The sequence below is a fragment of the Methylobacterium sp. GXS13 genome, assembly GCF_001455965.1.
Classification (GTDB): Bacteria; Pseudomonadota; Alphaproteobacteria; order Rhizobiales; family Beijerinckiaceae; genus Methylobacterium.
In genome coordinates this window covers 17,721-44,310 of sequence record NZ_LKKO01000049.1, presented here as the reverse complement: position 1 = coordinate 44,310, position 26,590 = coordinate 17,721, and the positions used below count along the sequence as shown (strand labels likewise).

The window sequence follows — 26,590 nt, the reverse complement described above, 5'->3', positions numbered from 1 at the left end:
CCGAGGACGAGGATTGGTCGGCCTCGCTGCTGGCGGTCCGGGGCGTCGCGGCCCGGGCCGCCGCGCTGCAGAAGCGCGCGCGGGACTCGGTCCGAGAGGCGCAGCGCGCGGTGCGGGACTCGGATGCGGCGGCGCGGGCGGCCGAGGACCGGGCCCGCCATGCCGAGGCGACGATGCGCGAAGCGGTCACCCGTGCGGAGCGGGCCGAGGAACAGGTCCGCTTGGCGGCCGAGCGGGCCGACCGGGCGGAAGCCCGGGCCACGGAGGCGCATATGTGGCTGCGGCGCATGCACGAATGCATGGTCAGCGAGTTCGGGGCGCTCGCCGCCGAGCCGACCCGGCCCTGACGCGGCCGCGCCGGGCTCACGCGGCGGGAGCGGCGACCACGTCGACCGCATGCTGCGCCCAGGCATAGGGCTCGCTATGGCCGTGATACACGGCGATCTCGAGCTCTAGGATTCGGACGCATTCCTCGGACAGGTCGGCCAGGATGTCGTAACCGTCCTCGTCGATCGCCGACCGGACCGACACGAACGGCCGATGATCGTCGTAGGTGACCAGCACTTCCTGCTCGGCATAGGGATCGAGCGGGTTAATACAATAATGGGCCGGCATCCGCCTTATCTCCCGAGATGATGTCGCGCAGGATGGCTTTAAGTCTCGGTTGTAACAGCCCGATGAAGAGTGCCGAGCGCCCCGGCCGTTGCGCGCGTCACAGCGCGGGCTGGGGGCCGCCTTCGACGGCGCGGCACTCGGGCACGGCCGCCGCCGGAACGACGGGGCAGGGCCCCGAAAACTCCGCCCGGAGCGCCGAGAGCGCCGCGCGGATCGCCATCCGCACCGGTCGCGGCGCGCTCCCGGCCTCGGCGCGCAGCTGAAGCTGCTGCAGCTCGTGCCGGAGGGCCCGCCGCCCGGGATCACCGGGCAGGCCGTACTCCGCGGTGAGCAGGCTCAAGAGCTGACGGCCGAACGGATCCGCGAGAAGGGTCGCCATGAAGCCAACTCAACACAGTACAGGATCAAGCCAAAAAGCGATCTCTGCTATATCGCTCCGTATAAACCGCTGATTGGCGACTCCATAGTGAGAATGCTAGACGAAGATTACTGACTTGCGTAACCCCCGCGCCGGTCAGTACCGGCGCGGCGGGAGGGGGAGCTTTGCTCGCCCGCCTCGCCGGTGCCCCCGGCCCGACCGATCCGGTTCGGGCGACGGACACGAACAGGGCCGCCCCTATCGGCGAGACCCGAGGTCTCGGGCGACATGGGCTGAGCGGGCAGGGCACGCACAGAACCGGCCGTCGGCGCGCCATCGTCCCACGCCGTCACCGCGGTGGGGTGGCGGAGCGATCCCGGGACCTGCACCGTTCGGAGGTAATGCGCGAAATCGCTTTGCGCCACGCACAAAGACACGGCACGCCGCCAAACCGACCGATCATCTTAAGGTCAAAACAACACTTCCTGGCGATGATTGCTGCATTCGGACAATTCGAAGCTGTCCAGCGAGCAGGCCGCCGTGACCCTCAGCCTCGTTCTCAGTATCACCGCCCCGCTGCTCACCGGCGTCGGAGCCCTGCTCTGGGCCGGGTTCGTGGCCCCCGGCCTCGACGAGGTGCCAGACACGCCGTCGCGCCGCGATCTGCGCACCTGGTGAGCGCCGCCCCCCTCAGGGCATGCGGCGGATCCCAGTGATGTTCTCCGGCGAGAGATCCGCCGCGAGGCTCCGGTGCGGAGCGCTCTCGGCGGCTCGCACCGGGGTCGGCGGCGGCCTGCGGTCGCCCGCGCCCGGGGTCGCCGCAGCCTCCCGGTTCGGCCAATCCTCGAGCTTCAGCGCCCGGGCCGGCTTCTGATCGCCGCAGCCGGCGCAGACCGAGACGAGCCACGATTGCCAGAGGCCGTCGGTCCTCTCCTGGGCCGAACTCGCCTGCTCGCGATGCGCCGAGGCCAGGGGGAGCGTGTCGAGGTCGGATTGCTGCTTGGGTTCGGCCAGGGTCCGAAGCTCGTCGAGCTTCACGTCGCCTTTGCCCGCGGCCGGAGCGATCGGGGCAACCGAGGCGGTGGCACCCGGCAGGGAGCCGGTGGTGCCGGGATCCGGGCGGCAGCCGATGCAGATCCGGGTGCTGATCGCGTCGTCCGCGGCTTGGCGCGGCGTCCGGCGCTCGATCGGCTTGGTCGCGACCGGGCTGGCGGCCCGGCTAGGCGGCTTGGTCTGCCCGAGCGCCGTGGTGTTCGGCGCCTTCTCGGTGGTGAGCGGATCGCCGCCGGTTCCGGTGACGGCCGGCTGCGCCGCCGCCAGTCCGGCCGACAGGATATAGAGCACGAATCCGACAACCGGAGTACGCAGTGTCGTCATGGTCACCTCCATGACTGGTCAATCGCGTATATCGCATCGGGTTCAGTAATACTTCCGGATGAACCCGGCAGATGATCATCCCATGCCCGCGGATCTCCCAACCCGAGCCCGGGTGACGCCTGCGAATTCGGCGCGGTATCACGCTCGCGGAAGCCCTCCCTGGGAGGGCCGGTTCTCGGAGGCATCGATGGATCTGGGTTTGAGCGGGCGCCGGGCCCTCGTATGCGCGGCTAGCAAGGGGCTCGGCCGGGGCTGGGCGCTAGCGCTCGCCCGCGAGGGCGTTGCGGTGACGATCACGGCCCGCACCCGGGAGACCCTGGAGGCGACCGCCGACGCCATCCGCCGGGAGACCGGCGCGGCGGTGACCGTGGTGGCCGGCGACATCGCCACCGACGCGGGCCGGGCCGCCGCGCTCGCCGCCTGTCCGGAGCCCGACATCCTGGTCACCAATGCCGGCGGCCCGCCCCCGGGGGATTTTCGCGAGTGGGACCGCGACGCCTGGATCCGGGCGCTCGACGCCAACATGCTGGCACCGATCGCGCTCATCAAGGCCACGGTCGACGGCATGATCGGGCGGAAGTTCGGCCGGATCGTCAACATCACCTCCGGGGCCGTGAAGGCGCCGATCGCGCATCTCGGCCTGTCGAACGGCGCCCGCTCGGGGCTTACGGGCTTCGTGGCCGGCCTCGCCCGCCAGACGGTGCGGCACAACGTGACGCTCAACAACCTCCTGCCCGGCCCGTTCGACACCGACCGGATCCGCAGCAACGCCGCCGCCGGCGCCGCCAAGGCCGGCACCAGCGTGGAGGCATTCCTCGAAGCCCGGGCTCGCGACAACCCCGCGGGGCGCTTCGGCCGTCCGGACGAGTTCGGCGCCGCCTGCGCGTTCCTGTGCAGCCAGCAGGCCGGGTTCATCACCGGCCAGAACCTACTGATGGATGGCGGGGCCTATCCTGGGACGTTCTGAGCAGGGGCTGGCGAACAGGCGCCGATCGCCCGCGCGGCCGGTCGTGGTCCGCTTGCCTTCGGCTACGCGGTTGCGCAGTATCACAAGACGGCACGGCCCATGCCGCCCCCCTCCGAATCGGGGAAGCATCTCCCATGCAGGGCCTTCCACGCATTGCGCCGACTCCGTTCGAGCACGCATCAGGAGGGATTGCGGATATCGCTCGGACGAGGAGGTCCTTGCATGACTCTGTCCGCTCCCATTTTCCGGCTCAGGCGCCAAGCCAAGCTGCTTGCGCGCGGGTCGAACGCGCCGCTCCACCACGCCCTCGACCGGATCGCCCAACGGGAGGGCTACCGGAGCTGGAGCTATCTGTCCGGGTCGCACCCCGCATCGCGCCCGACGCAGCGGATCTTTGCGGCTCTCAGTCCCGGCGACTTGGTTCTGCTCGGTGCACGCCCCGGGCATGGCAAGACGCTTCTGGGTCTGGGCCTCGCCCTTGGAGCGGCGCAGGCTAAGTGCCGCAGCTTCTTCTTCAGCCTCGAATCGAGCGAGGCCGCCGTACAGGCCCGGATCCGCTCCCTGCGCGGGGAGGGCGCGCCGATCCCGCTGATTGTCGATACCTCGGACCGGATCTGCGCGCGCTACATCGCGGACCGGGTTCAGGACGGTCGCGGCGGCAGCTTCGTGGTGATCGACTATCTCCAGATCCTGGACCAGAAGCGCAGCAATCCCGAACTCGACGTTCAAGTGCGGGACCTCAAGACCCTGGCGCGCGACACATCGGCGATCGTAGTGGCGCTCTCCCAGATCGACCGCGCCTTCGACCCCGCGAACCGGCCCGTGCCGCAGCTCTCCGATATCCGTCTGCCGAACCCGGTGGATCTGAGCCTCTTCACCAAGGCGTGCTTCCTGCACGCGGGCACGGTGCGTCTCGACGCCGTGGCCTGATCGCGGAGCGTCCCGGCACGGTGTCCCGTTCCTTGCGCGCTGCCGCATCCGGACACGCGTCATCGACCCCACGCGGCAACCCGCCGGGAGCATGGCCCAAACACCCAGTCGCAACCGGGGTGACGCGGGACGCCGCGAAGCCTGAACGCAACGTTGCACAAAGAGCCGGCTTCCCGGCGTCCCGCGGATCGAAGGCGCTGCCGCCAACCGGCCGGCCGCGCATTCAGATCCGTTTTTTCGTCCGATGTCCGTCACGCGGGAACCCGCCTGCGCTAAGTTCCAGTCCCGAGGTGCTCATCGCCCCTCAGCGCTTCCGAGCGAGCCTTCGTCGCACGCCCCCTCGTAGTAGAGGGCGCCGCAGAACCGCCGCACCGCCCCGTACAGGGTCGCCCTCAGGCCTCTGAACGGCCATTGGCATTTCCTCCGCCGGCCGCCGCCCAGCCCGAGCCGGGGGGTGTCGCGTTCCCGCGCCCGGGCCTGCCGCAGCCGACGGCAGACGCAGGCACCGGCCCACCGCCGCCGACCCGGCGGCTGACCGGATGGGCGCCCCGAGACGTCTCACGACGCGTCGCGGCGGGCGAGAGACCATGAGCACAAAATAGGAACATTGTCAAGGGACGGACCGGGGAAGGGGTTCCCAAACGGCGAGCCCTTTGGCGGGGTTCGGGGCGGAGCCCCGATGAACCAGGGCTCCGCCCTGGACCCGCACAAGGTCCAGGACCTTGTGAATCCCGGATTCCCTCGATCGGCGCCGACGCATTGCCGGCCAGCGGCCCCTGGTGCACCCTGTCGGCGATCTCGCTCACCAAGCCAGGAGCCGTCGCATGATCGCAGCCGCCCATTCCAGCGCCCCGGACCAAGAGGCCAACCCCGCCGCGATCCAGGCGATGCGGTTCGACCTAGCGGCGGCCTACCGGCTGATCCACCGGCTCGGCCTCGACGACAGCATCTACACCCACATCTCGGCGCGGCTGCCGGGGGAGGGCCATCGGTTCCTGATCAATCCCTACGGGCTGCGCTTCGAGGAGGTGACGCCCCAGAATCTCGTCACCGTCGATATCGACGGGCGCGTGCTCGAGGATCCGATGGGGCTCGGCATCAACCCGGCCGGCTTCACGATCCACAGCGCCATCCACGCCGCGCGCCACGACGCGATCTGCGTGCTGCACACCCACACGGTCGCGGGGGTCGCGGTCTCGTGCCAGGAGGAGGGGCTGCTCGCCCTGAACCAATGGTCGATGCAGTTCGCCGGCCGGCTCGCTTATCACGCCTATGAGGGGATCGCCCTCGACCTCGACGAGCGGGCGCGGCTGGTGGCGGATCTCGGCGACAAGCCGGTCATGGTCCTACGCAACCACGGGCTGCTGACCTGCGGCCGGTCGGTCGGCGAGGCGTTCAAGCTGATGCACAACCTAGAGCGCTCATGCCGGGCGCAGCTGGCGATCCAGGCCGCCGGCGCACCGATCACCCGCCCCTCCGCCGCCATCGCAAGCAAGACCGCGGGGCAATACGCAGCCGGCTACGATCGCATCGCGGTCCAGGGCGCCCCCGACAACGAATGGGCGGCGTTCAAGCGGATGCTGGCCCGCACGGATCCCGACTTCGCGCAGTGAGCCGGCTACGGATGGCGGGGTGAGAGCAGGGGATGTCGTCAACCGGGCTGGGTGGAACGTGCTCATCTCCCCCTTGTGGAAGGAAAAGCACGGTCCGGACGGTTCTCGACTGTAAAAGAGTCTCTTCGAGACCAACACACGCCCTCCCTCCCCCCTCTGCGGGGGAGGGAGGGCGCTTGGGGTTAACCTTGGCCCACATTCGGCAGCGATATGTGAACATCTTAGCCCGCACTGGAGAGGGGACCTGCGTCACATCCGGCGTCGCACGAATTCGGTCCCCCGCCGCTGAGCCGGGCAGGGCGCCTCACGGCTCCGGCCAGGCGGCGCTCGACCGGTAGGAGCGCTTCAGGAATTCGATGAAGGCCCGGGTCTTGGCCGGGACGAAGGCCCGGCTCGGATAGACCGCATAGATGCCCGCCTGGGAAGCGGCCGTGTAGGCGGGCAGCACCACTTCCAGCAGGCCGCTGCGCAGTTCCGCGTGCACGTCCCAGGTGGAGCGGAGCGCGATGCCGAGGCCACCGATCACCGCCTCGCGCACCACCTCGTTGGAATGGGTCCGCAGGGGCCCGGCGGCGCTCACCGTGCAGGGCCCGTCCGGCCCGACCAGGCGCCACGGGTTCTGGTTCTCGGTGGCCAGGCAGACATGGCCGCGCAGATCGTCCGGGCCGGCGGGACGCCCAGCCGCGTCGAGATAGCTGGGCCGCGCGCAGAGGACCCGCCGCACCGGGGCGAGGCGCACGGCGGTGAGCCCGGAACTCTCCAGGGTGCCGACCCGGATCGCGAGATCGTAGCCGCGCTCGACGATCGGCTCGAAATCGTCGCTGAGCTCCAGGTTCAGGACGAGGTCGGGATGGAGCGCGAAGAAGGCCCGCAGGTGCGGGACGATGTGCAGCCGCCCGAACGAGCTCGGCGCCGTCACCCGCAGCGTCCCCCGCGCCCGGGAGGCCCGCTGCGACACCAGGGTCTCGGCCTCCGCGATGGCGTCGACGATCGGGGCGATCCGCTGAAAGAATTCCTGGCCCACATCGGTGGGCGCCACCCGCCGCGTGGTCCGGTGGAGCAGCCGCACGGAAAGGCGCTCCTCCAGCCGCTTCAGCCGCTTCGAGACCACCGCCACCGACAGGCCGAGCTCGGACCCGGCCTGGGTCAGGCTGCCGGCCCGGACCACCCGGGCGAAAATCTCCAGATCGCTGTGATCTTGCATGGCGGTGGGGCCGACATTCTCAACGCCGCGGAAAGAATCAAATCCCTTTTGGCGCCTTTTTCGCGGGAGCCAAGGGCTCTATCGCTGGGCCATCAAAGAATCTTCACGCGCCGCTCAAGTTTTTCTCAACAGCGCGCGCCAGCCCAGGGGATCGCCATGTCGGGCCTCGTCGTTGCCGAAGACCTCCGCCGCTTCCTGTCCGAGGAGGCTTTGCCCGGGACGGGCTTGAGCGCGGACGCGTTCTGGTCGGGCTTCGCCGCGATCCTCCGGGATCTCGCGCCGCGCAACCGGGCCCTGCTCGACCGGCGCGACGGGCTCCAGGCCGATATCGATTCCTGGCATCGCGACCGCCGGGGCGTGCCGCACGATCCGGCCGCCTACGCGGCGTTCCTGGCGGAGATCGGCTATCTGCAGCCGGAGCCGGAGGCGGTGCGGGTCACCACCACGGATGTGGACGCCGAGATCGCCGAGATCGCCGGCCCGCAGCTCGTGGTGCCGATCTCCAACGCGCGCTACGCGCTCAACGCCGCCAACGCCCGCTGGGGCAGCCTCTACGACGCGCTCTACGGCACCGACGCGATCCCGCAGGACGGCGAACTGGCCCCGGGGCAGGCCTTCAACCCGGCCCGCGCCGCCGCGGTGGTCGCCCGGACCAAGGCGTTCCTGGATACGGCCGTGCCCCTGGCCGGGGGTACCTGGGCCGAGGCCACGGGTTTTGCCGTGACCGCGGGCGCGCTCGCCGTCGATCTCGGCGGCGGCCGCAGCGCCGCCCTGCAGGACGGCGCCGCGCTGGCAGGCTTCACCGGCGCCGCGCAGGCGCCGGAGATCCTCCTGCTGCGCCACCACGGCCTGCATATCGAGATCCGGATCGACCGGACCAGCCCGATCGGCCGCACCGACCCGGCCGGCATCGCCGACGTGGTGCTGGAATCCGCCCTCTCGACCATCATGGACATGGAGGATTCCGTCGCCGCCGTGGACACCGCCGACAAGGTCGCGGTGTACCGGAGCTGGCTCGGGCTGATGCGCGGCGACCTCGTCGCCCGCCTGCCCAAGGGCGGCCGCACCATCGAGCGCCGGCTCGCCGAGGACCGGACCTACACGGCCCCCGATGGCGGCAGCCTGACCCTGCCGGGCCGGTCGCTGATGCTGGTGCGCCATGTCGGGCACCATATGGTCACGGACGCCGTGACCCTCGACGGGGAAGAAATCCCCGAGACGATGCTCGACGCGGCGGTCACCGCGCTGATCGCCCTGCACGACCTCAAGGGGACGGGCGCCATCCGCAACAGCCGGGCCGGCTCGGTCTACATGGTCAAGCCGAAGCTGCACGGGCCCGACGAGGTGGCGTTCGCGGTGGAGCTGTTCGTCCGGGTCGAGGCGCTGCTCGGGCTGGCACCGCGGACCCTGAAGATCGGTGTGATGGACGAGGAGCGACGCACCAGCGCGAACCTCAGGGCCGCGATCGCGGCGGCTGCCGACCGCCTATTCTTCATCAACACCGGCTTCCTCGACCGGACCGGCGACGAGATCCACTCCGCGATGGAGGCCGGCCCGGTGGTCCGCAAGGAGGCCATGAAGGCCACCGCCTGGATCCGGGCCTACGAGGACGGCAACGTCGATGCCGGGCTCGCCTGCGGGCTGCCGGGCCACGCGCAGATCGGCAAGGGCATGTGGGCCGCCCCCGACCGGATGGCGGCGATGCTCGCCGCCAAGGGCGACCATCCGGCGGCCGGCGCCAACACCGCCTGGGTCCCGTCCCCGACCGCGGCGACGCTCCACGCGCTCCACTATCACGGGACCGACGTGCGTGCCCGCCAGGCCGAGCTCCGCGACCGGGCGCCCGCGACCCGGGCCGCCATGCTGACGCTGCCGCTCGCCACGGAGGCGTTCGCGCCGGAGGCCGTCCGCGAGGAACTCGACAACAACTGCCAGGGCATCCTCGGCTACGTGGTGCGCTGGATCGACCAGGGCGTCGGCTGCTCGAAGGTGCCCGACATCCACGATGTCGGGCTGATGGAGGACCGCGCCACCCTGCGCATCTCCAGCCAGCACATCGCCAACTGGCTCCGCCACGGGATCGTCGACCGCGCCCAGGTCGCCGAGGCCCTGCGCCGGATGGCCGGCATCGTCGATCGCCAGAACGCGGCCGATCCGGCATACCGCCCGATGGGCCCGGATTTCGACGGGCCGGCCTTCCGGGCCGCGGAGGCGCTGGTCTTCGAGGGCGCGGCCCAGCCGAACGGCTACACCGAGTTCGTCCTGCACCGCTTCCGTCGCGAGGCGAAGCGCGGCCAGGCCTGACGCCTCGGCTTCCGACGGGGCACGCCGGAACCTCTCGCGATCGCGCTGCGATCGGGAGAGGCTATCCGCGTTTGATCGGACGCGCGCTCGTCGCCGAACCGGTCTCCCTTCGGGCAGCGCGCTCAGCGCTTCTTGCGCGTCATCACGTAGACGAGGAGGTTGGCGACCGCGCGGTAGAACTCCGCCGGGATCGCCTGGTTGATCTCGACATTGTCGTACATCGCCCGAGCCAGGGTCTTGTCGACCACGATCTCGATCCGGTGCTGCTCGGCGATCTCGCGGATGCGCAGGGCGAGCAGATCCTTGCCCTTGGCCAGCACCATCGGGGCATCGTTCTAGGCCTGATCGTAGCGCAGCGCGATGGCGTAATGCGTCGGGTTGGCCAGGATCATCGTGGCCCGGGGCACGGACGCCATCATCTGCTTGCGCACGCGATCCAGCGCGATCGAGCGCAGCTTGGCCTTCACCGCCGGATTGCCCTCGGTCTGCTTGTACTCGTCCTTCAGATCCTGCTTCGACATCCGCAAGTCGCGCTGCCACTTCACGCGCGTCCAGACGAGATCACCGGCCACCAAAGCAATCGTCGCCACGCTGACCGCCGAAACCAGCCGGACCGACAAGCTCAAGAGCAATTCGGGAAGGCCGATCGGATCCTCGAACATGATATTCACGATCTCGTGTCGGTCGGCGCGCAGAATCATAGAGACGACGCCGCCGATAGCCAGGAATTTGAGGATACTTTTCCCAAATTCGTTATATCCCTGAAGACCGAAGATGCGGCTCCACCCGCTGACGGGCGAGATGCGAGACCATTGCGGCCTGATGCGCTCGCCCGCGATGCGCGGCACATTCTGGAATATCGAGGCGGCGAGACCCGCCGCCATCAGGATCACCAACATGGGCAGCAGAAGCTGCCACATCGCAAGGGCCAGTGCCACGACGAGCTGCTCGGCGTCCTGACTGGTGGCCAGCGCGAAGTTCCGCGGCTGCTCAATGAGCAGGGCGAGTTGCTGGACGAACAGGGCGCCGCGATCCCGGACCACGAAGACGAGGATGATGAGGATCGCCCCGATCGAGGCGAAGATCGTCGCTTCCCGTGAGAACGGGACGTTTCCCTTCTCCAGCGCCTCGCTGATCTTCTTCTCGCTCGCAGCCTCGGTCTTGCTCTCCTTGTCCTCGTCCGACATCGCACCCCATCCGTTCAGCTGAAGAAGGTGTCTTCCGTCTCAGCTTGATTGAGTTCGATCTCGCCGCGGGAGGCCATCTCCAGGGCCTGGTCGGTGATCGCGCGGCGCGCTTCGAGCACATCGCGCTGGGCGGCCGGCTCGCCGCCTTCGAGTTCGTGCTCCACGAGGCGTCGCGTGCGGGCCGTGATGGCGCCCAGCACGACGTTGCGGAGGGTGCCGCTGGTGCCCTTCAGCGCCAGGATGATTCGGTCGGGCGGGATCTGATCGAACAGGGCCGTGCGCGCCCGGGGCGTCATGTTGATGATGTCGTCGAAGGTGAACAGCAGGCTCTTCAGGATCTCCGCCGACTTGGGACGCGATTGCGCGAGGCTGTCCAGGACCTCTTCCATGCCCTGGCGCTCCATCTTGTTGATGATGTCGGCCATGCGCGCATGGGTGTCGGCACCGGAATTGCGGGCCTGGTTGATCATGAAGTCTTCGTGCATCGACTGCTCGATCATCTTCATCGTGCCATCGACGATGGGCTTGAACGTCAGCATCCGGCGCAAGACCCCGTTCCGCAGGGGCGCCGGCAGCTGGGCCATGACCTTGGCGGCGCAGCCCGGCTTGACCTTCGACAGGATCAGGGCCGCGGTCTGCGGATGCTCCAGTCCCAGATCCGCTCCGAGCCGGATCCGCGGCGCGCCATCGCCATGGCCGCCGCTGCGGAGGCCGCGTCCGCGACGCCGATGACGATCGCACCCGCGCAGGGCCGCGCCGTGTCGGGTGTCGAACGGGCCGTCCTTGCTGCTGTCGGCGAGCGTGCGGAGGAATCCGCAGCGTCGGCAGGACCGCATGATGGGACCGGGATCGCCACGAGCCTGCCCGGCGGATCCCTGCCGATGATCGCGACAGCGATCAAGGAGGAACTCGAACGCGCGAGCGCGGCGGCCACGCAGGGCCAGCTCCCCGCCGATCCGGGGGCCAACGCCGTCCCCGCGGGACCGCTGCGCATGCCCAAGATCCAGCTTCGGCCGGAGGATCTGGGTGTCGTTACCGTGGAGATGCGGCTCTCGAACGGCCAGCTCGAGACGCATCTGCGCGCCTCGCAGCCGGAGACCGCCGCGCTCCTGCACAAGGACACGGGGATCCTCACCGACCTCCTGAGCAACAGCGGCTATCCGGCCGAAGTCAGCGTCGCGCAGGCTCGGCCGGCCGATGCGGGCGGGTCGGGCGGCTCCCAGCAGCAGGCCTCACAGCAGAACGCCTCGTCGTTCGCCGATGGGGGCGCGCGACCGGGCAACGAGGGCGCCAGACAGCGGCAGGATGCGCAGCGTCAAGCCCTCCCACGACGCGAAGGAGAACGGACGGATGAAGCGGTACGTCCTCGTGACAGCGGCGTTTATCTCTAGCGCCGTCCCGGCGGCAGCGAATGTCTGTGAGGACGAGATGGGACGCGCCTCCGCCCGCTACGGCGTGCCGCTGGGCGTGCTCTACGCCGTTGGTCTGACGGAGACCGGCAAGCGCGGCTCGCTGCAGCCCTATGCCATGAACATCGCCGGGACAGCCTATTTCGGGACGGGACCGCGGGACGTGCTCGCCCGCTTCGCGGAGGCGCGCAGCAAGGGCGTGCGCCTGATCGATCTCGGCTGCATGCAGATCAACCACCATTACCACGGTGGCAAATTCAGCTCGGTCGAGGCCATGATCGACCCACACGCGAACGTCCAATACGCGACGCAATTCCTCCAGGATCTCAAGAAGCGGGAGGGCAGCTGGACCATGGCGGTGGCCCGCTCCCATGCCGGACCGAACAACAACGCGGCACAGAAGCAGTATATCTGCCGGGTCGTCGCCAACATGGTTGCGACGGGATTCGGACAATGGACTCCGGCCGCGACGCAGTTCTGCCGGTGATCTCCCGCCGTCGTGGAGAGACCTCGGCCACGCCGGACCATGTTGAGAGCGGCCAAGCCTCTGCCTGCACCGGCGGCGCGGCCCGAAGCACGGATCCGGGCAAGCAACGGATTCGTCGGCGCCAACAGCGCAGATTACTGAATACGCTGGGCAGACGCCGCTCATTGCCTGCTCATACGTTGAGCCGAATGGTAGACGCCACCATCCTTCCGGGGCTGGGGAGCATCATGAACGACGCGCCAGAGCCGCCGGACAACCCCTTCGCGAAGACGCTGCTGCTGTTCGCCGTCACCGTCGTCGTCATCGCCGTCTCGGCCTACATCCTCATCCGGATGGAGTGAGCTACAAAGTCCGGCAGCTGCCGTAGCTCATCTTGATCTCGCTGCGGTCTTCCGGATTGAGCTGTGCCTCGACGAAGTTCAGCTTGTTCAGATCGATCAGAAGAAAATACACGCCGTTCTGGCATTTGATCGCATTCCGCGGCGTCCGTTCGTTCAAGCGCGGCGAGGCCACCTGGCATTCGTAATAGTCGGACCGGCCGGCAGAGATGACGGTCAGCAGGCCGCCGCTGGAGACCAGCGAGAAGGTCCGCGCCCGTTGTGGCTGCGGTTGCGGTTTCGCGCCTTCGGGGGCGGGGACCGGATCGAGCCTCACCGACACGTCCTCCGTACAGGTCATCGGGCGGCGCAACTGAGAGGCCGCCGGCACGATGCTCAGCATGAGAACCGCGCTGGCGAGCGCTACCCTGTGGGCGATCATCGGGAGGAATTCCGTGATTCGTGGGTAGTTTCGACCGACAAGCTAAGGCCTCGTCCGTCGATGTAAATGTCGCCCCCTCGGACGACGGAACCGATCAACAGTTTTGCCGCAGCTGGCGATGGCATTTCATCGGCCAGTACCGCTCAATCCGAAGCGTTCGACAACATCGGCGAGACCGCGACCGATGAATCGGCCGTGTTCGCCCTAACCCTGCGGATCGTCGGGGTTGTCGTTCGCGGCGGTCTCCAGATCGGATCGCAGGGCGATCTCGGCGCCGATCTCGATCAGCAGCAACCGCGACAGGAGTTGCATGGTCGGCGTGCCGTGCGCGAGCAGAAGCGCGTGCGTCGCGATGACCGCCTCCACCAGGCGGCTGAAACCGTCATCCTCTGACATCGCCGCGCAGGAGCCGAGCTGAATGCCAGCAGACAACTGTAGGATCCAGCTCAAGTTCGCTGCCGGCCGCGGAAACCGGGACCCGCTCGGCGTCGGACGCGCGATCCGAGGCCGGCTGACTTGCCCGGCTACCGGGTCGGACACTTCACGAGGTCGGGCAGGAGCTTGCCGGACCGCGACCGGATCAGGCAGAGCCTGCGGATCATGGGCCGTAAGCGGCCTATTGCGCCGCCGGCAGAGGCGGGACCGCCGCGTAGGTCGAGACCGTTGTGGGCAACGCGGGGGAGTCCGGCATTTCCTTCCTGGCCGCGCGGGAGTCGCGCTTCTCGTAGAAGGCATTGCCGCCGGCCACGGCGACGTAGTGCATGTTCTTGTAGGGGAAGTGGTGGCCCGCGGTGTGGAAATACATCGCCTTCCCGACCTTCGGGTGCCGCTCGCCCGCCAGCACCGCGTCGGCCGCGTCGGCGACCTTCTGAAGATCGCGCTCCTGCATCGGCTTGGTGAGCACGCCGGGGGCGAATTGGCCAGGCTGGCCGACCACCGCGCAGATGCCGCCCGGGAAGATCGCGGCTTCCATCCGGTTCATGACCACGGTCCCGACGGCCAGCAGGCCGCCCTCGTCGCTGCGGTTCGACTCGAAATACATGGCCCGGCCGAGACAGTCGCGCTCGGCATCGCTGACAACCATAGACGGCTTGCGATCGGGGATCGATCCCGTGGTCAGGGGTGAAGCGGTGTTGCACGCACCGAGACCGCTGGCGAGTGCCAGGACGACCAGCCCGGAAACGATCTGAATCCTCTCGCTACCCTGCATGCATCAGCGCTCCGTCCTCCTGCAGCCGCGTTTCGGTGCGAGACGCCCGCGCCATCGCGGCCTCGCCTCGCACCGTCGTTGTACGCACAAGCTTGAGTGCACGTTCGCGGCGAGGATGTGGCGAGCCGTCCTCCGTCCATCGGCGAGGGCGCCGGATCGCAGGCGCAGGCAGACGGCCCGACAGACCCGGCAGGCCCGGAGCGCGATCCCTTCGGCCGCGTGCAATGTCCGTCGCCAATCCGCCGGTCCGACCGTAAAAAAATCGTTTCCCGTCAGCATTTTAAAGACATTCCGGGACCCGCCCGGCATAGCATCCGGCGCGCATGTCCGAGAAATGACGCGGCGGGGAGGAGGCTCAGCCCAGGGCCCGGTGTCATCCGGGAGACACACCGGCCGCCAACCGGTGCCGGGGCGTTGACGCGGCCTGCACCTTGGTTCGATGGTGGTCGCGACGGTTCCCTTCGGGGATCAAAAGGGAACGCGGTGAGGGATATTGACCCGAAGCCGCGGCTGCCCCCGCAACTGTAAGCGGCGAGCCTTCTCGTCACCACGTCACTGGGTCACCTCGCCCGGGAAGACGACGGGAGGGCGGCGACCCGTGAGCCAGGAGACCTGCCGTCAGTCGTGGTCACACGCGAAACGCGCCGGGCGGGGTGTCCTGGCGGGTGTCGGGACGCCCGTGCGCAAGCGCGGTCGGCACGGCCTCGTTCGCGGTGACGTGCCACTGCCGTCGCCCGAGGTCCCGTGTCCCGTCCTGTCCCCCGCCCCGCGCTCTTCAAACTGTCCGCGCTGACGGCCCTCTGCCTCGCAATCCTCCCCCCGCCGGCATCCGCCCAGGACCGATCGAAGCCGGGTCCGGCTGCCGAGGCGACACTGGATGAGATCTCCGTCACCGCCGACCCTGCCGCGCCCCCACGGGGCGGTGCCGTAGCCAGTGCGGGCTATGTCGGCGGCGTGACCGGCATCGCCGGCCCGCTCCTGACCGTGGATTCCGCCAGCGCGGGGGTGATCACGGGCGCCCAGCTCAACAGCCGGCCGGTGACGCGTCCCGGCGAGGTGCTGGAGGCGGTGCCGGGCCTGATCGTCACGCAGCATAGCGGGGAGGGGAAAGCCAATCAGTTCTTCCTACGCGGCTTCAACCTCGACCACGGCACCGACATCGCCCTGTTCCTGGACGGCATGCCGCTCAACATGCGCACCCATGCCCACGGCCAGGGCTATGCCGACATCAACTTCCTGATCCCGGAACTCGTCGGCGCGGTGGAGTTCCATAAAGGACCGTATTTCGTGCGCGACGGGGATTTCGCCTCGGCCGGCTCGGTCCGGATCGACTACCTCGACACCGTCGCCAAGAACCTCGCGCTCACCTCCATCGGCAGCTTCGGCTACAAGCGGGCCCTGAGCATCGCCTCGACCCCGCTCGGGGACGGCAATCTTTTGGTTGCCGCTGACGCGCAGGTCTATGACGGGCCCTGGGTGGTCCCCGACGCCCTGCGCAAGATCAGCACCGTCGCCCGTTACAGCCAGGGCACGGCGCTCGACGGATTCTCGGTCACCGGCATGGCCTATGCCAGCCGCTGGACCGCCACGAATCAGATCCCCGAGCGGGCGGTCACACAAGGGTTGATCGGCCGCTACGGCACCATCAACCCCACGGATGGCGGCGACACGAGCCGCCTCTCATTGTCGGGCCGCTTCAGCAGCACCGACGACACCGGCGTGACCCGGGCCTCAGCCTACGTGATCCGCTCGCAGCTCAACCTGTTCAACGACTTCACCTATTTCCTGAACGACCCGGTCAACGGGGACCAGTTCCACCAGCTCGACCAGCGCATCCTCGGCGGCGGCGAGGCCCTGCATATCTTTCAGGGCGATCTGTTTGGCATGCCGATGGAGAACGAGATCGGCGTACAGACCCGAACCGACAGCATCCGGGTCGGCCTGTTCAATACGACGCGCCGGCAATACCGCTCGGGCGTGCTCGACGACCGGGTGCTGGAGACCAGTGGAGCCTTCTATTTCGACAACCGGGTGCGCTGGACCGACTGGCTGCGCACCAGCCTCGGCTTCCGCGCCGATGGCTACGCCGCCCGCGTCGCCTCGGACACGCCGGCCAATTCGGGGCGCGCCCGCGACGGTATCGTCAATCCGAAGCTCGGCTTGACCCTTGGGCCGTGGTTCGACACCGAACTCTACGTGAATTACGGCGGCGGCTATCACTCGAACGACGTGCGCGGCGTGACCGCCACCGTCGATCCGGCGAGCCCCCTGTTCAACATCGCCCGCGCGCCGTTCCTGGTGCCCTCGACCGGCTACGAGGTCGGGCTGCGCAACCACTCGATCGCCGGTCTGGAGACCAGCCTAGCGCTGTTCCGGCTCGATTTCGCCTCGGAGAACCTGTTCCAGGGCGATACCGGCACCACCGAGCCGAGCCGCCCGACCCGACGCTTCGGCGTCGAGTGGACCAACCGCTACGCGGTGACCCCGTGGCTCTCGCTGGAAGGCGACCTGACGATCACCAATGCCCGGTTCTCCGACTTCGATCCGGTGGGCAACCGGGTGCCGGAAGCCCCCACCACCATCGCGTCGGCGGGAATCACCTTCGGCGAGCCGCTCGGCTGGTTCGGCTCCCTGCGGTTCCGGTATTTCGGGCCGCGCCCCCTGATCGAGGACAACTCGATCCGCTCGCGCCCGACCGCCCTGTTCAACGGCCGGGTCGGCTACGCCTTCGAGAACGGGGTCAGCGTCTCCCTGGACGTGCTCAACCTGACCAACAGCCGGTCCGACCAGATCACCTACGCCTACGTCTCGCGCCTGCCCGGAGAGCCGGCCGAGGGCCTGATCGACCGCGTGTTCCACCCGGTCGAGCCCACGGCCGTGCGCCTCACCATCGCGGGCCGCTTCTGAGCGCAGCCCAGGCGGCCCCGGGAAGCCGGCTCAATGCTGGCCCTGGCCAGACGCCAGGACGGCCACGCCAACCGCGATGATCGCGATCCCCACCAGCATGGTCGGGCTGATCGGCTCGCCGTACAGCCACGCGCCGCCGAGTGCTGCGCCGATCATGCCGACCCCGGACCAGATCGCGTACACCACGCCGATCGGCAGCATGTTCATGCTGCTCGACATCAGCCACAGGGCGGTGCCGTAGCCGACGGCCACGATCAGGGTCGGCCCCGGCTTGGTCAGGCCGTCGGCGGCCTTCAGCGCCAGGGTGGCGGTGACCTCCGCGCCGATCGCGAGCCCGAGGATCAGGAAAGGGTTCATCGCGCGGAAGACCTTTTGTGCAGGAACGGAGCCAGCTTCAAATGAAAGCCAGTTCTTCGGGTGAGCATAGACGGTCAGTCAAGGATGGCGGGCTGCCGTTTGTGCAGGACGGCCTCCTCCCATAGGATGCCGCCAGACTTCGAGAGCCCTTTTCCGTCGAAGCGATGAAGATTTTCGAATCCCCCGCGCCGAGCTCACGCGGTCGAGCCCCGAATTCATCGTCCGATCGGGTTGGCCCTTCGTTAACGCCTCCTCATCATGGTCGCCGCGCGCGCCGGACCCCGGTCGACGGCGCGATGACCGTGACGATCCAGAGCGATACCGATCCATCATGACCTCGTCGTCCGCGATCCCGGAGCCTTCGGCCGGCCCCCGCCCGGGGCGTCGGCGGGGCACGCGCTGGGGCGTGATCGCGGCGGCCAGCGGCATCGTTGCGGCGGGCTGCGCCTGGACCGCCACGGCGCTGATCAACGTCCCCAATCCGGTCACCCTGGCGGCCCTGGCGGTCATCGAGCCCTCCGCGATCGGACCGTGGTTCCCGAGCCGGGTGGTGCAGGCGCCCGAGCACGCCCGCGACCTGGCGTTCCGCCCGAGCCCGATCTTGGAGCGTGTCCCCTGGAAGGGAAAGTCGGTCCCGCTCGCGACGATGCTGGCGCAGACGCACGCCAACGCCTTCCTGGTGGTGCAGGACGGGGTCCTGATCCACGAATGGCAGCGCCCCGGGACCGGCCCGGCGACGCTGTTCCCCTCCTGGTCGGTGGCGAAGTCGATCGTGTCGCTGCTGGTCGGCGCCGCGGTGGCGAACGGCAAGCTCGCTGAGACCGACCGGGTCTCCGCCCTGCTGCCCGAACTGCGCCACGCCGCGGTGTTCAGCCAGATCACCGTGCGCGACCTGCTCGACATGACGAGCGGAATCGCCGTGCCGGAGAATTACGACCCTCAGCATCCGCTCACCGGCACCGCCGGGATGTACCTAACGCGCGACATCACCGCCTTCGTGCGCGACAACGCCCATCTGGCGTTCAAGCCCGGCAGCCAGGGCCGCTACCGCAGCATCGACACAGAGCTGCTCGGCCTGATCCTGGCGCGGGTCGAGGGCAAGCCGCTGGCGGACCTGCTCTCGGAGCGAATCTGGAAGCCGATGGGCGCCCAGGCGGACGCGACCTGGAACCTCGACCGGGCCGGCGGCATCGAGAAGGCGTTCTGCTGCATCAACGCCACGCCCCGCGACTTCGCCCGCCTCGGTCTGCTGGTGGCCGACCAGGGCCGCGCCGGGCAGAACCGCATCATCCCGGCCCGCTGGATCGACCGGATCGAGACGCCGGCCCGCAGGGCGGTCGATGGCTGGCAGTATTCGGCCCAGTGGTGGCACGCCCCCGGGGGCGACGACAGCGACATCTCGGCGATCGGCGTCTACGGCCAGTATGTCTACGTGAACCGTGAGACCGGCACCGTGATCGTGAAGCTCAGCGACCACGGCGCCGAGCAGGACGAAGTCGACACCCTGTCGGTGATGCAGGCCATCGCCGGCGACCTCGCCGCCCGCCGCACGGCCCGCTGACCCGGGCGCGGCGCCCGTCGGCGGCCCTTAGCGGATTCACACATCATTCCGGCGGCAAGCGTTTGAAGCACCGCGCATTTCCCCTCCCCCTTGCGGGGAGGGGTCAGGGGTGGTGCAGGATCGAACGTTAAGGGTGCCTTCTGAGCCACCCCCACCTCCAACTCCTCCCCGCAAGGGGGAGGAGAGAGCGCCGCGCCGTTCGCGGTGCGATGTGTGAACATCGTAGTCCGCACGGGAGAGGAGGCGCGTCGCAGCCTGCAACAACGCCTGCGCCTCGAACCCGTGTCGCCTGTGCGGGAGAGGGAGCAGGTCACGCTTCGCCGGAACCGCCCTGCGCGCACCGCAGGCGACGGCCGGCAGGGAGGCAGTTCAGGCCTCGGTCGGGCCCACGCCCGAGGCGGGCCGGCGCCGGGCGAGCTGGTACAGCCGGGTCATCGACCCGACCCGCCCGTTGCGGATGAACCGCCGGCCGACGCTCGCCCAGGCGATGGTCGTCACCGGCGCGACCGGATCGACCAGGGCGCTGAGCGCCCGCGTGTAATCGAGCACCAAGCCAGGGGTCCAGGTCATGGACCGGGCGCCGTTGCGCAGCAGGGCTGCGGCCCAGAATTCCGGGCTCGTCAGCGCGTTGGCGAGGTTGCGCCAGGGATGCCCGTCGCGGCTGAACGCCCCCTCCACCGCCACGTCCAGGGCACGGGCGACCGTGGTCGAGCAGTTGCGGCTGATGAAGTTGTAGGTGGTGTCGCGGCGATAGGCCTCCCAGAACGCCCGCAGCCGGGCGCCGTCGACGCCGTTCAGCGTGACCGCCACGGTGGCCTCGCACCAATCCGCGACCTCCGCGCGATGGGACGGCAGGAACCGGCCGGGGACGTCGTTCTCGGGCCCGGCGCGCAGGCTCGACCGGAGATTGGCGGGGGAGCGATCGATCTCCACCGCGGGATAATGGCTGATGTAGAGCTCGCCCCCCTGTTCCAGGGCGGCATGGCCGGTGGAATAGCGCCCCGCCACGTCGACGGAGGCGACGTAGCGCCGGACCAGCCGCTGCGTGGCCGGCGTCGTGGCCTGCCCGGTCGGGGTCCAGACATAGACCGTCAGGCTGTCGGCGCCCGGGGCCGGCGCCCCCTCCGGCATCGGCTCCAACACCGTCCGCCGCGTGCGCAAGCCCGCCAGGGCCAGCCGGCCGCCGTTGATGATCAGGAACATCCCGATGCAGTAGCCCACGGTTCCGACATACCAGGTCGGCCAGGGCTGCAGGTGGAACACCCCGAAGGCGACGCCCAGCGCGCCGAGCGCCACCGAGGTCCGCCATTCGGGAAATTTCAGCAGGTAGGCGAGGACGATCCGGATCGCGCCGTCGACCAAAAAGGCGGTGCCGAACAGCATCGCCAGCAGGAAGAAGCTCGAAGCCGAGGCCATCATGATCAGGATGGCCGCCAGGGACAGGAACAGGCCCTTGAAGATCCGCAGCCGCCGGGCCGCCCCCGCGGCGATCAGGCCGGCGGCGAGCGAGCCGAGGCCGTCCAGGAGCAGGAGCAGGCCGAACCAGCGTTCCGGGATGTGGACCGCCCCCGCGAAGGCATCGATCATCACGGCCACGCCCAACAAGGCCAGGGCCACGCCGGCGGCCAGGATCAGAGTCGCATGGCGCCGGACCGCCTCGCCCCCGACCAGCACCTGCCAGAGCGGCGCCATCCGGGCGTTGCCCTCCCGGATCGGACGACGGGAATCGAGACCATCATGCCGCTGCGGCAGGGAGGAGAGATGGGACATGACCGGTCGTCTTCGGAAGCACAGTTGCGGCTCGTACCTTTCACGAGTCGCCTGAGGGCTCCGTTAATGGAATCGCCGCCGCTGCACCTGCCGGCCTGGTATCCACCAGGCATAGCGGACTTCGCCGAACCAGCCGATGGGAAAGAACCTTGGGAGCGGCACCGGTTTCACCCGAACCGGCCGCTGCCGCCCCGCCTACGACTCAGCGCAGCTCCGTCATCCCGCACGAGAACTGGCGGAATGTCCGAACCACCGCGGCCAAGACCCGGCAGCCTGCAAGAGATCTGGGCGAAGACGCCGTAGCGGTCGGTCTCGGACCCGGTCGAGCTTCCGGCAGAGAACCGGACCTTGATCCAGCCCGAACCGATCCGCATCGGCCTGCAGCGACCTCCGATACTGACGCTGAGGGCCGACGTCCGGTCGTTCGAGATGATACCCTCGGCGGAGGAGCCATCGCCCTTGGCTGGCTGCGGCAGCGTATTGCCGTCGTCCAGAGCCAGTGGCAGTCGATACCAACCACGACGACGACAGGCAGATCGGTGCCTTCCAGGCTCACCTCGAACCGACCGGACTGCGCCGACGAGGCGGATGCAGTCGAACGGTGTCGCGCTGCCGAGGGCGCCGTATCTGGCGAACAGCCTGCCGCAGATCCCCGATCACACGAGGGCAGGCACCGACCCCGATTCGACAGCCTGGCTATTGGCAGGTTTCTCCAAGCGTGGCTTTCCAAGTAAATCCACTCTTATCATCGATTTTAGATTCGATCTCATTGGCTATTAAGCCAGTAATCGGCCAAACTGCTCGGCAATATTTCCGATGACGATCCGATTTCGGACTATAGCGGGGTTGATACGGCCATAGGTACTGTCGATTTCGCCTCCCGGTTTCAATGCTTCGCAAGTCATGCGGACGTCCCGCGGCCAGCGAAGCACCCGGCGAGATGGTTATACGCCCATATCCCTGCCGTGGCCTTTGCCAATGAACCCTATTTGCCACGTATTGCTCTGCAAGCAACTTAGTGTTGCTATCGTGAAACAAAAAATGCTCAAAGACCATTCAAGTTAAAACCTAGACAAATTGCCCCAACTTCGTATTGTTAGTTGCCAATTTTGGCGGAGAATCAGCAGTCAGGCGCAAGTTCCCACGGAATGAGACGATGATTTTATCCATATCTTCGGATCCGAACTCTGATTGCCGCGACGAACTGAAGCGATGGGAAAATGAACGCTATCGATATTCACGAAAAGCTTCAGGAACCGAACTACGACTTGATCAAATGCACAGCTTCACTAGTCGCTGCTTATGTATCGCGAAACGCTGTCGGTGTTGGTGAATTGCCGGTTCTGATCGACCAGGTTCACACGGCCATCTCGGTGCTTCAGGGGAATGCGGCCGGCTCGACCTCCGCCTGGACTGGCCCGACGGCCGCGCAGATCGAAGCCTCGATCGGCCAGGACGGCCTGATCAGCTTCATTGGTGGCCGGTCCTACAAGACGCTCAAGCGGCACCTGACCGCCCACGGCCTCACCCCCGAGCGCTACCGGACCAAGTTCGGCCTGCCCGCCGACTACCCGATGGTCGCCCCGAGCTACGCCGAGCGGCGCTCGCAGATCGCCAAGGCGATCCAGCTCGGCCACAAGGTCGGCTGACTGCGCGTGCGCGTCCCCACGTGGACCGGACCCCGGTTCTGGGCCGACCGGATCGACCACGAGGGACGCGCGCCCTGACGGCCCGGGGCGCAGTGGGGGGATCCGCTAAGCTCCCGGACGATCTTGGAGCACGCCGAAGTCGCGCTCCGCCTGCCGGCCACGACGTTTGTCATGGTCACCCGGACGACCCCCGCGATGGCATCGACGTCAAGGCGGCTCGAACGGGTTCCGTTCAGCTCTTGCCCACCGCCAGCGTTCCGTCGTCCATCGGGATAAACCGGATACCCGCCCGGCGCAGCGCCTCCACGGCTTGGAGCCGAGATCGGCTCCCGCGATGCTCGCGGTCCTCCTCGAGGCGCCGGACGGTGGAATGCGACACGCCGCTCGCCTGAGCCAGATCCATCATCGACCAGTCGAGCAGAGCCCGGGCGGCGCGCAGGTGATGGCCGGTCACGGCCTGGTCGAGGCCTTTGCTCAGAGCCGACGATATCGGTATGGGGCTTCGAGCCGGGCATTTCAGCCCGCAGCGTCCGAGATAGACGCCGTCCGGATCCAGGACCGGCACCGTGATGATCTTGAAATGCCAGAGCTCGCCGTTCGCCAGGCGCTCATGGGCCGTGCCCTGGAAGAAGAGCCGCCGCTCGATCTGTGTCAGGGCCGCATCCTGGAAGGCCGCCCGCTCCTCGGGAACGATCATCGCGTACGGGTCGAGGCAAATCTCTTCGTATGGCAGCCCGTGCACCTGCGCCATCTCGAACGGGAATTCGTGACGGAGATCGAGCCCGACCGAGAAGGCCACGATGTGCTCGGTGAGATACAGCGCGCCCCGCCGCCGCTCCACCTCCCGCATCCGTGACAGTTGCTCGCGGTCGGTGACATCGAGCGCCGTCCCGTTGACGGCGATGGGCCGGCCTTCCGCGGAGAAGCGCGCCTCCATCACCAGCGAAAGCACGCGCACCGTGCCGTTCGGGCGGATCACCCGGACGATCGTCTCATGCGGGATATGGCCCTGCCGGACTTCACCGGGCGCGGGCAGGCGGTGCCGATCTTCCGGATGGACCAAGCTCAGGAGCAAGTCGTAACTCGCCTTCGTGGCATTCGGCACCAGGCCGAGAAGGCGGAAGAACCCGGGCGACCAGATCTGCTCGCCACCGGCGAGCACCCAGCTCCAGGCGCCACTCAACCCCCGTCTCTCGGTGATCGTCAGAAATTCCCCGGAGGAAAAGGTCAGGGCGCTGAGGGCGGAATGAAACATCTCAGGTCGTCTCAAATTTGTTCGCGCCCGCCGACATCAATCCGGGCTCCGCGCGGCCAGTGCCTGTCGCCCCGGGCTCCGAACTGAACCGAAAGCCTCGTCCGCGGCGCGTCCTGCCCGCGCGCGCAATCCGCGCGGCCCGGCTCGATCCGCTGCAGTCGCGATCGTCAGTTCTGTTCGGCGCAAGAATCGAACTCATTCCTTATATAAAATACGACATATCGGCGCTCCAGGCGCATCGGTCCGAAGATAATATACGTGTCGAACTGCTACTTCGCCCTGTTTTTCAGGCAGATCCGATATGCGCGTCGAACAACATTCATCAATATGTCTTAGTAATTATTTTTCATTTACGCTGTCCGCTCGCGAGAACGCGCCCAAATGCAAGCCGCATCACAGCATCGGCATAGAATAAATATATCGCACCGAATTGGGCACCTAAATAAAATATTCATTTTGGGAATATCACAGCTGTCCCGGCAAAGCATGAGGATCGTATCAGATTGGATCCAATATTTTGCGCAATATACTCGCTATCAACATCACAACATACCAGGAACAGTCAGCGGAATACGCCGTGCTTGTTCCTGGACACCTCCCAAAGCGGTACGGCCCGAAACGGACCCCGGACACAGACGGCGCCCCCGCTGAGCTCGGACCGGATGGCCGGGCGACCGCCCGGACATGACGCCGCGCGATTGACATATCGGGGCGAACGGGCCCCGTCCGTCGCGGGGCCGGTCGATGGCCCGCAGGGGGAGTAGCGGCATGAGAGTCGCCTGCGTCGGCGAGTGCATGGTCGAGCTGTCGGAGCGGCCGGACGGGAGCCTCGTCCGGGGCTTCGGCGGCGACACGCTCAACACCGCCCTCTACCTCGCCCGCCTCGGCGTGACGGTCGATTACGTGACCGCCCTCGGGGACGATCCCTGGAGCGATGCGATGGTGGAGGCCTGGGGCCGTGAGGGCATCGGCCTCGGCCGGATCCGTCGCCTGCCGGGCCGGATGCCGGGTCTTTACATCATCCGCACCGACGACGCGGGCGAGCGCAGCTTCCATTACTGGCGCGACAGCGCCGCCGCCCGGGACCTGTTCTCGGAGCCGGGCGCCCCGGAGACGCGCGCCGCCCTGGAGACCGACGACCTCGTCTACGTCTCTGGCATCAGCCTGTCCCTCTACGGCGAGACCGGGCGCGCGGCGCTCGCCGTCGCCCTGGCGGCCCTGCGTGCCCGGGGCGGCCGGGTCGCGTTCGACACGAATTACCGCCCCCGCGGCTGGCCGGATCGCGAGGTGGCCCGCACCGCGTTCCGGGCGGCCCTGGCCCAGGCGGACCTGATCTTCGCCTCGCTGGAGGATCTGGACTGGCTCTACGGCGCGGCGGGCGAGGACGAGGTGCTGCGCCATCGCGGCCGCGCCGAGATCGTGCTCAAGACTTCGGATGGCCCGGTCCCAGTCGCGCGGGTGCTGCACGGGGCCGGCGACACGGCCGTTCCGGCCGGCCCGGTAGAGCGGGTGGTCGACACCACCGCCGCCGGCGACAGTTTTGCGGCGGGCTACATCGCGGCTCGCGTCGCCGGTCTGGCCCCGGAGGCCGCCGCCGCCGAGGCGCACCGCCTGGCAGGCGTCGTGATCGGGCATCGCGGCGCCGTGATCCCCCGGGAGGCGATGCCGGCCCTGGCGTTCTGAGTCCTGGGTTTCCAAAGGGCTCAGCCCTTTGGCGGGGTTCGGGGGCGGAGCCCTCGAGAACAGCAGGTCCCACCGATCGGCCCGCCGCCCTTGAGGCGGACAAGCGCAGCCGCTACCTGTGCCTGCGGGGGATTGATCGCCCTCAGGCAGGATCGCCGCGCATCGAGCGGCCGAGAGGGCACCCGTGGCGCCGAGTTCCCCGCCGATTCAGGCTCCCGAGCCCGACGCATCCGCGCCCGGCCCCGCCACCGCGAAGACGCGCGTCAGCGCCCGGGGGCGGCTGCGCACCTATTTCCTCACCGGCATCATCGTGGCCGGTCCGCTCGCGATCACCGCCTACATCACCTGGTGGTTCATCGCGCTGATCGATTCCTTCGTGAAGCCGCTGGTGCCGGCGAGCTATCTGCCGGACCATTACCTGCCGTTCTCGATTCCCGGCCTCGGCCTCGTCATCGCGTTCCTGGCGGTGACGTTGCTGGGCTTCCTCACGGCGAACCTGGTCGGCCGCTCGGTGATCGAGTTCGGCGAGGTGCTGCTGGCCCGCACCCCGGTGATCTCCGGCCTGTACAAGGGCCTGCGCCAGATCTTCGAGACCCTGTTCTCGGCCAACGGCACCTCGTTCCGCACGGTCGGCCTGGTCGAGTTCCCGGTGAAGGGCACGTGGTCGGTGGTGTTCCTGTCGGCGCCCGCATCCCCGGAGGTCGAGGGCGCGCTCCAGGCCCGGAACGCGGCCGGCGCGGACGAGATGGTCGGGGTGTTCCTACCCTGTGCGCCCAACCCGACCACGGGTTTCTTTTTCTACCTGCCGCGCTCCGCCGTGGTGGAACTGCACATCAGCGTCGACGATGCGGCCAAGCTCGTGATGTCGGCCGGCGTGATCCAGCCCGAGGACCCGCAGGGTCGGCTGCACGCCATGGCGGCGTCCTTGCGGGCCGCGCAGCAGGCAGGCGACCCAGCGGCCCGGCGGGAACCGCAGGACGCGTGAGGT

24 protein-coding genes, 1 pseudogene and 1 riboswitch are annotated in these 26,590 nt (G+C 68.3%); of the genes and pseudogenes, 13 read left to right on the top strand and 12 right to left on the bottom strand.

Translation table 11 applies throughout. The features are described from left to right. A partial coding sequence (locus AO398_RS29700; protein ID WP_058193576.1) for a hypothetical protein occupies positions 1-347 on the top strand: 347 nt, incomplete at its 5' end. 16 nt (positions 348-363) lie between these two features. Here the strand turns inward: AO398_RS29700 and AO398_RS18490 are convergent. Next, a complete protein-coding gene (locus AO398_RS18490; RefSeq protein ID WP_201025794.1) occupies positions 364-615 on the bottom strand; it encodes a hypothetical protein in 252 nt (83 codons plus the stop codon). A gap of 97 nt (positions 616-712) precedes the next feature. After that, positions 713-994: a hypothetical protein gene (locus tag AO398_RS18485; protein ID WP_058193575.1), complete on the bottom strand. Its 282-nt coding sequence runs from the start codon at positions 992-994 to the stop codon at positions 713-715. A gap of 474 nt (positions 995-1,468) precedes the next feature. Between AO398_RS18485 and AO398_RS29090 the strand changes: the two genes are divergently transcribed. Then, positions 1,469-1,651: a hypothetical protein gene (locus AO398_RS29090; protein WP_058193574.1), complete on the top strand. Its 183-nt coding sequence runs from the start codon at positions 1,469-1,471 to the stop codon at positions 1,649-1,651. Positions 1,652-1,663: 12 nt separating this feature from the next. Here the strand turns inward: AO398_RS29090 and AO398_RS18475 are convergent, their stop codons facing one another. Beyond that, the gene (locus tag AO398_RS18475; RefSeq protein ID WP_058193583.1) at positions 1,664-2,350 is read right to left on the bottom strand and encodes a hypothetical protein; all 687 of its coding nucleotides are present in this window, start codon (positions 2,348-2,350) and stop codon (positions 1,664-1,666) included. 187 nt (positions 2,351-2,537) lie between these two features. Here AO398_RS18475 and AO398_RS18470 point away from each other — a divergent pair, with 187 nt between their 5' ends. The 3 genes from AO398_RS18470 to AO398_RS18460 all read left to right on the top strand — a co-directional run bounded on the left by AO398_RS18470 (position 2,538) and on the right by AO398_RS18460 (position 5,860). Further along, positions 2,538-3,317: an SDR family oxidoreductase gene (locus AO398_RS18470; RefSeq protein ID WP_058193573.1), complete on the top strand. Its 780-nt coding sequence runs from the start codon at positions 2,538-2,540 to the stop codon at positions 3,315-3,317. Between the two features lie 222 nt (positions 3,318-3,539). Beyond that, positions 3,540-4,247 (top strand): DNA helicase, encoded by a 708-nt coding sequence (locus AO398_RS18465; protein WP_058193572.1) that lies wholly within the window; start codon positions 3,540-3,542, stop codon positions 4,245-4,247. An 824-nt stretch (positions 4,248-5,071) separates the two neighbouring features. After that, on the top strand, positions 5,072-5,860 hold the full coding sequence (locus AO398_RS18460; RefSeq protein ID WP_058193571.1) for a class II aldolase/adducin family protein: 789 nt from the start codon (positions 5,072-5,074) through the stop codon (positions 5,858-5,860). A gap of 304 nt (positions 5,861-6,164) precedes the next feature. On the opposite strand, the gene AO398_RS18455 is transcribed toward AO398_RS18460, so the two are convergent. Continuing rightward, a complete protein-coding gene (locus tag AO398_RS18455) occupies positions 6,165-7,064 on the bottom strand; it encodes a LysR family transcriptional regulator (protein ID WP_058193570.1) in 900 nt (299 codons plus the stop codon). 156 nt (positions 7,065-7,220) lie between these two features. Between AO398_RS18455 and AO398_RS18450 the strand changes: the two genes are divergently transcribed. Further along, positions 7,221-9,368, top strand: a complete 2,148-nt coding sequence (locus AO398_RS18450; RefSeq protein ID WP_058193569.1) for a malate synthase G — start codon at positions 7,221-7,223, stop codon at positions 9,366-9,368. 122 nt (positions 9,369-9,490) lie between these two features. Here the strand turns inward: AO398_RS18450 and flhB are convergent. Both flhB and AO398_RS18440 read right to left on the bottom strand, forming a co-directional pair. Beyond that, positions 9,491-10,555: pseudogene (flhB, locus tag AO398_RS18445) on the bottom strand (flagellar biosynthesis protein FlhB). 14 nt (positions 10,556-10,569) lie between these two features. After that, the gene (locus tag AO398_RS18440; RefSeq protein WP_244498819.1) at positions 10,570-11,391 is read right to left on the bottom strand and encodes a FliG C-terminal domain-containing protein; all 822 of its coding nucleotides are present in this window, start codon (positions 11,389-11,391) and stop codon (positions 10,570-10,572) included. Between the two features lie 45 nt (positions 11,392-11,436). Between AO398_RS18440 and AO398_RS18435 the strand changes: the two genes are divergently transcribed. Continuing rightward, entirely contained in the window at positions 11,437-11,946 is a 510-nt protein-coding gene (locus AO398_RS18435; RefSeq protein WP_058193568.1) for a flagellar hook-length control protein FliK, read from the top strand. Beyond that, the gene (locus AO398_RS18430) at positions 11,906-12,451 is read left to right on the top strand and encodes a transglycosylase SLT domain-containing protein (RefSeq protein WP_082643338.1); all 546 of its coding nucleotides are present in this window, start codon (positions 11,906-11,908) and stop codon (positions 12,449-12,451) included. Before AO398_RS18435 ends, AO398_RS18430 begins: the two co-directional genes overlap by 41 nt. A gap of 342 nt (positions 12,452-12,793) precedes the next feature. Here AO398_RS18430 and AO398_RS18425 read toward each other — a convergent pair whose 3' ends face one another. From AO398_RS18425 to AO398_RS18415, 3 genes are all read right to left on the bottom strand, one after another. Then, on the bottom strand, positions 12,794-13,210 hold the full coding sequence (locus tag AO398_RS18425) for a hypothetical protein (RefSeq protein WP_058193566.1): 417 nt from the start codon (positions 13,208-13,210) through the stop codon (positions 12,794-12,796). A 204-nt stretch (positions 13,211-13,414) separates the two neighbouring features. Beyond that, complete coding sequence (locus tag AO398_RS18420) at positions 13,415-13,642, bottom strand: hypothetical protein (RefSeq protein WP_243960178.1); 228 nt, start codon at positions 13,640-13,642, stop codon at positions 13,415-13,417. 184 nt (positions 13,643-13,826) lie between these two features. Beyond that, positions 13,827-14,420 carry a cell wall hydrolase gene (locus AO398_RS18415; RefSeq protein WP_058193565.1) on the bottom strand — a complete coding sequence of 198 codons (594 nt, stop codon included), beginning with the start codon at positions 14,418-14,420 and terminating at the stop codon, positions 13,827-13,829. Between the two features lie 435 nt (positions 14,421-14,855). Then, positions 14,856-15,055, top strand: a riboswitch (cobalamin riboswitch). A 238-nt stretch (positions 15,056-15,293) separates the two neighbouring features. On the opposite strand from AO398_RS18415, the gene AO398_RS18410 reads away from it, so the two are divergent. Then, positions 15,294-17,327 carry a TonB-dependent receptor gene (locus AO398_RS18410; RefSeq protein WP_058193581.1) on the top strand — a complete coding sequence of 678 codons (2,034 nt, stop codon included), beginning with the start codon at positions 15,294-15,296 and terminating at the stop codon, positions 17,325-17,327. A 30-nt stretch (positions 17,328-17,357) separates the two neighbouring features. Here AO398_RS18410 and AO398_RS18405 read toward each other — a convergent pair whose 3' ends face one another. Beyond that, positions 17,358-17,684 (bottom strand): multidrug efflux SMR transporter, encoded by a 327-nt coding sequence (locus AO398_RS18405; protein ID WP_058193564.1) that lies wholly within the window; start codon positions 17,682-17,684, stop codon positions 17,358-17,360. A 331-nt stretch (positions 17,685-18,015) separates the two neighbouring features. Here AO398_RS18405 and AO398_RS18400 point away from each other — a divergent pair, with 331 nt between their 5' ends. Beyond that, entirely contained in the window at positions 18,016-19,245 is a 1,230-nt protein-coding gene (locus tag AO398_RS18400; protein ID WP_058193563.1) for a serine hydrolase, read from the top strand. A 369-nt stretch (positions 19,246-19,614) separates the two neighbouring features. On the opposite strand, the gene AO398_RS18395 is transcribed toward AO398_RS18400, so the two are convergent. Next, on the bottom strand, positions 19,615-21,015 hold the full coding sequence (locus tag AO398_RS18395; protein ID WP_058193562.1) for a DUF4105 domain-containing protein: 1,401 nt from the start codon (positions 21,013-21,015) through the stop codon (positions 19,615-19,617). 1,220 nt (positions 21,016-22,235) lie between these two features. Here AO398_RS18395 and AO398_RS18390 point away from each other — a divergent pair. After that, entirely contained in the window at positions 22,236-22,664 is a 429-nt protein-coding gene (locus tag AO398_RS18390; RefSeq protein ID WP_058193561.1) for a MucR family transcriptional regulator, read from the top strand. 232 nt (positions 22,665-22,896) lie between these two features. Here the strand turns inward: AO398_RS18390 and AO398_RS18385 are convergent, their stop codons facing one another. Continuing rightward, a complete protein-coding gene (locus tag AO398_RS18385; protein WP_058193560.1) occupies positions 22,897-23,919 on the bottom strand; it encodes a helix-turn-helix transcriptional regulator in 1,023 nt (340 codons plus the stop codon). Positions 23,920-24,687: 768 nt separating this feature from the next. Between AO398_RS18385 and AO398_RS18380 the strand changes: the two genes are divergently transcribed. Continuing rightward, on the top strand, positions 24,688-25,602 hold the full coding sequence (locus tag AO398_RS18380; protein ID WP_058193559.1) for a sugar kinase: 915 nt from the start codon (positions 24,688-24,690) through the stop codon (positions 25,600-25,602). Between the two features lie 184 nt (positions 25,603-25,786). Continuing rightward, entirely contained in the window at positions 25,787-26,587 is an 801-nt protein-coding gene (locus AO398_RS18375; RefSeq protein WP_058193558.1) for a DUF502 domain-containing protein, read from the top strand. Positions 26,588-26,590: the final 3 nt, after the last annotated feature.

Excerpts from the sequence above, each read along its gene's own strand:
- AO398_RS18455 (WP_058193570.1), bottom strand. The coding sequence starts at position 7,064 with ATGCAAGATCACAGCGATCTGGAGATTTTCGCCCGGGTGGTCCGGGCC.
- AO398_RS18395 (WP_058193562.1), bottom strand. The coding sequence starts at position 21,015 with ATGTCCCATCTCTCCTCCCTGCCGCAGCGGCATGATGGTCTCGATTCC.
- AO398_RS18430 (WP_082643338.1), top strand. The coding sequence starts at position 11,906 with ATGAAGCGGTACGTCCTCGTGACAGCGGCGTTTATCTCTAGCGCCGTC.
- AO398_RS18485 (WP_058193575.1), bottom strand. The coding sequence starts at position 994 with ATGGCGACCCTTCTCGCGGATCCGTTCGGCCGTCAGCTCTTGAGCCTG.
- AO398_RS18385 (WP_058193560.1), bottom strand. The coding sequence starts at position 23,919 with ATGTTTCATTCCGCCCTCAGCGCCCTGACCTTTTCCTCCGGGGAATTT.
- AO398_RS18460 (WP_058193571.1), top strand. The coding sequence starts at position 5,072 with ATGATCGCAGCCGCCCATTCCAGCGCCCCGGACCAAGAGGCCAACCCC.
- AO398_RS18490 (WP_201025794.1), bottom strand. The coding sequence starts at position 615 with ATGCCGGCCCATTATTGTATTAACCCGCTCGATCCCTATGCCGAGCAG.
- AO398_RS18465 (WP_058193572.1), top strand. The coding sequence starts at position 3,540 with ATGACTCTGTCCGCTCCCATTTTCCGGCTCAGGCGCCAAGCCAAGCTG.
- AO398_RS18435 (WP_058193568.1), top strand. The coding sequence starts at position 11,437 with ATGATCGCGACAGCGATCAAGGAGGAACTCGAACGCGCGAGCGCGGCG.
- AO398_RS18450 (WP_058193569.1), top strand. The coding sequence starts at position 7,221 with ATGTCGGGCCTCGTCGTTGCCGAAGACCTCCGCCGCTTCCTGTCCGAG.
- AO398_RS18470 (WP_058193573.1), top strand. The coding sequence starts at position 2,538 with ATGGATCTGGGTTTGAGCGGGCGCCGGGCCCTCGTATGCGCGGCTAGC.
- AO398_RS18425 (WP_058193566.1), bottom strand. The coding sequence starts at position 13,210 with ATGATCGCCCACAGGGTAGCGCTCGCCAGCGCGGTTCTCATGCTGAGC.
- AO398_RS18405 (WP_058193564.1), bottom strand. The coding sequence starts at position 17,684 with ATGAACCCTTTCCTGATCCTCGGGCTCGCGATCGGCGCGGAGGTCACC.
- AO398_RS18415 (WP_058193565.1), bottom strand. The coding sequence starts at position 14,420 with ATGCAGGGTAGCGAGAGGATTCAGATCGTTTCCGGGCTGGTCGTCCTG.
- AO398_RS18390 (WP_058193561.1), top strand. The coding sequence starts at position 22,236 with ATGAACGCTATCGATATTCACGAAAAGCTTCAGGAACCGAACTACGAC.
- AO398_RS18440 (WP_244498819.1), bottom strand. The coding sequence starts at position 11,391 with ATGCGGTCCTGCCGACGCTGCGGATTCCTCCGCACGCTCGCCGACAGC.
- AO398_RS18400 (WP_058193563.1), top strand. The coding sequence starts at position 18,016 with ATGACCTCGTCGTCCGCGATCCCGGAGCCTTCGGCCGGCCCCCGCCCG.
- AO398_RS18380 (WP_058193559.1), top strand. The coding sequence starts at position 24,688 with ATGAGAGTCGCCTGCGTCGGCGAGTGCATGGTCGAGCTGTCGGAGCGG.
- AO398_RS18475 (WP_058193583.1), bottom strand. The coding sequence starts at position 2,350 with ATGACGACACTGCGTACTCCGGTTGTCGGATTCGTGCTCTATATCCTG.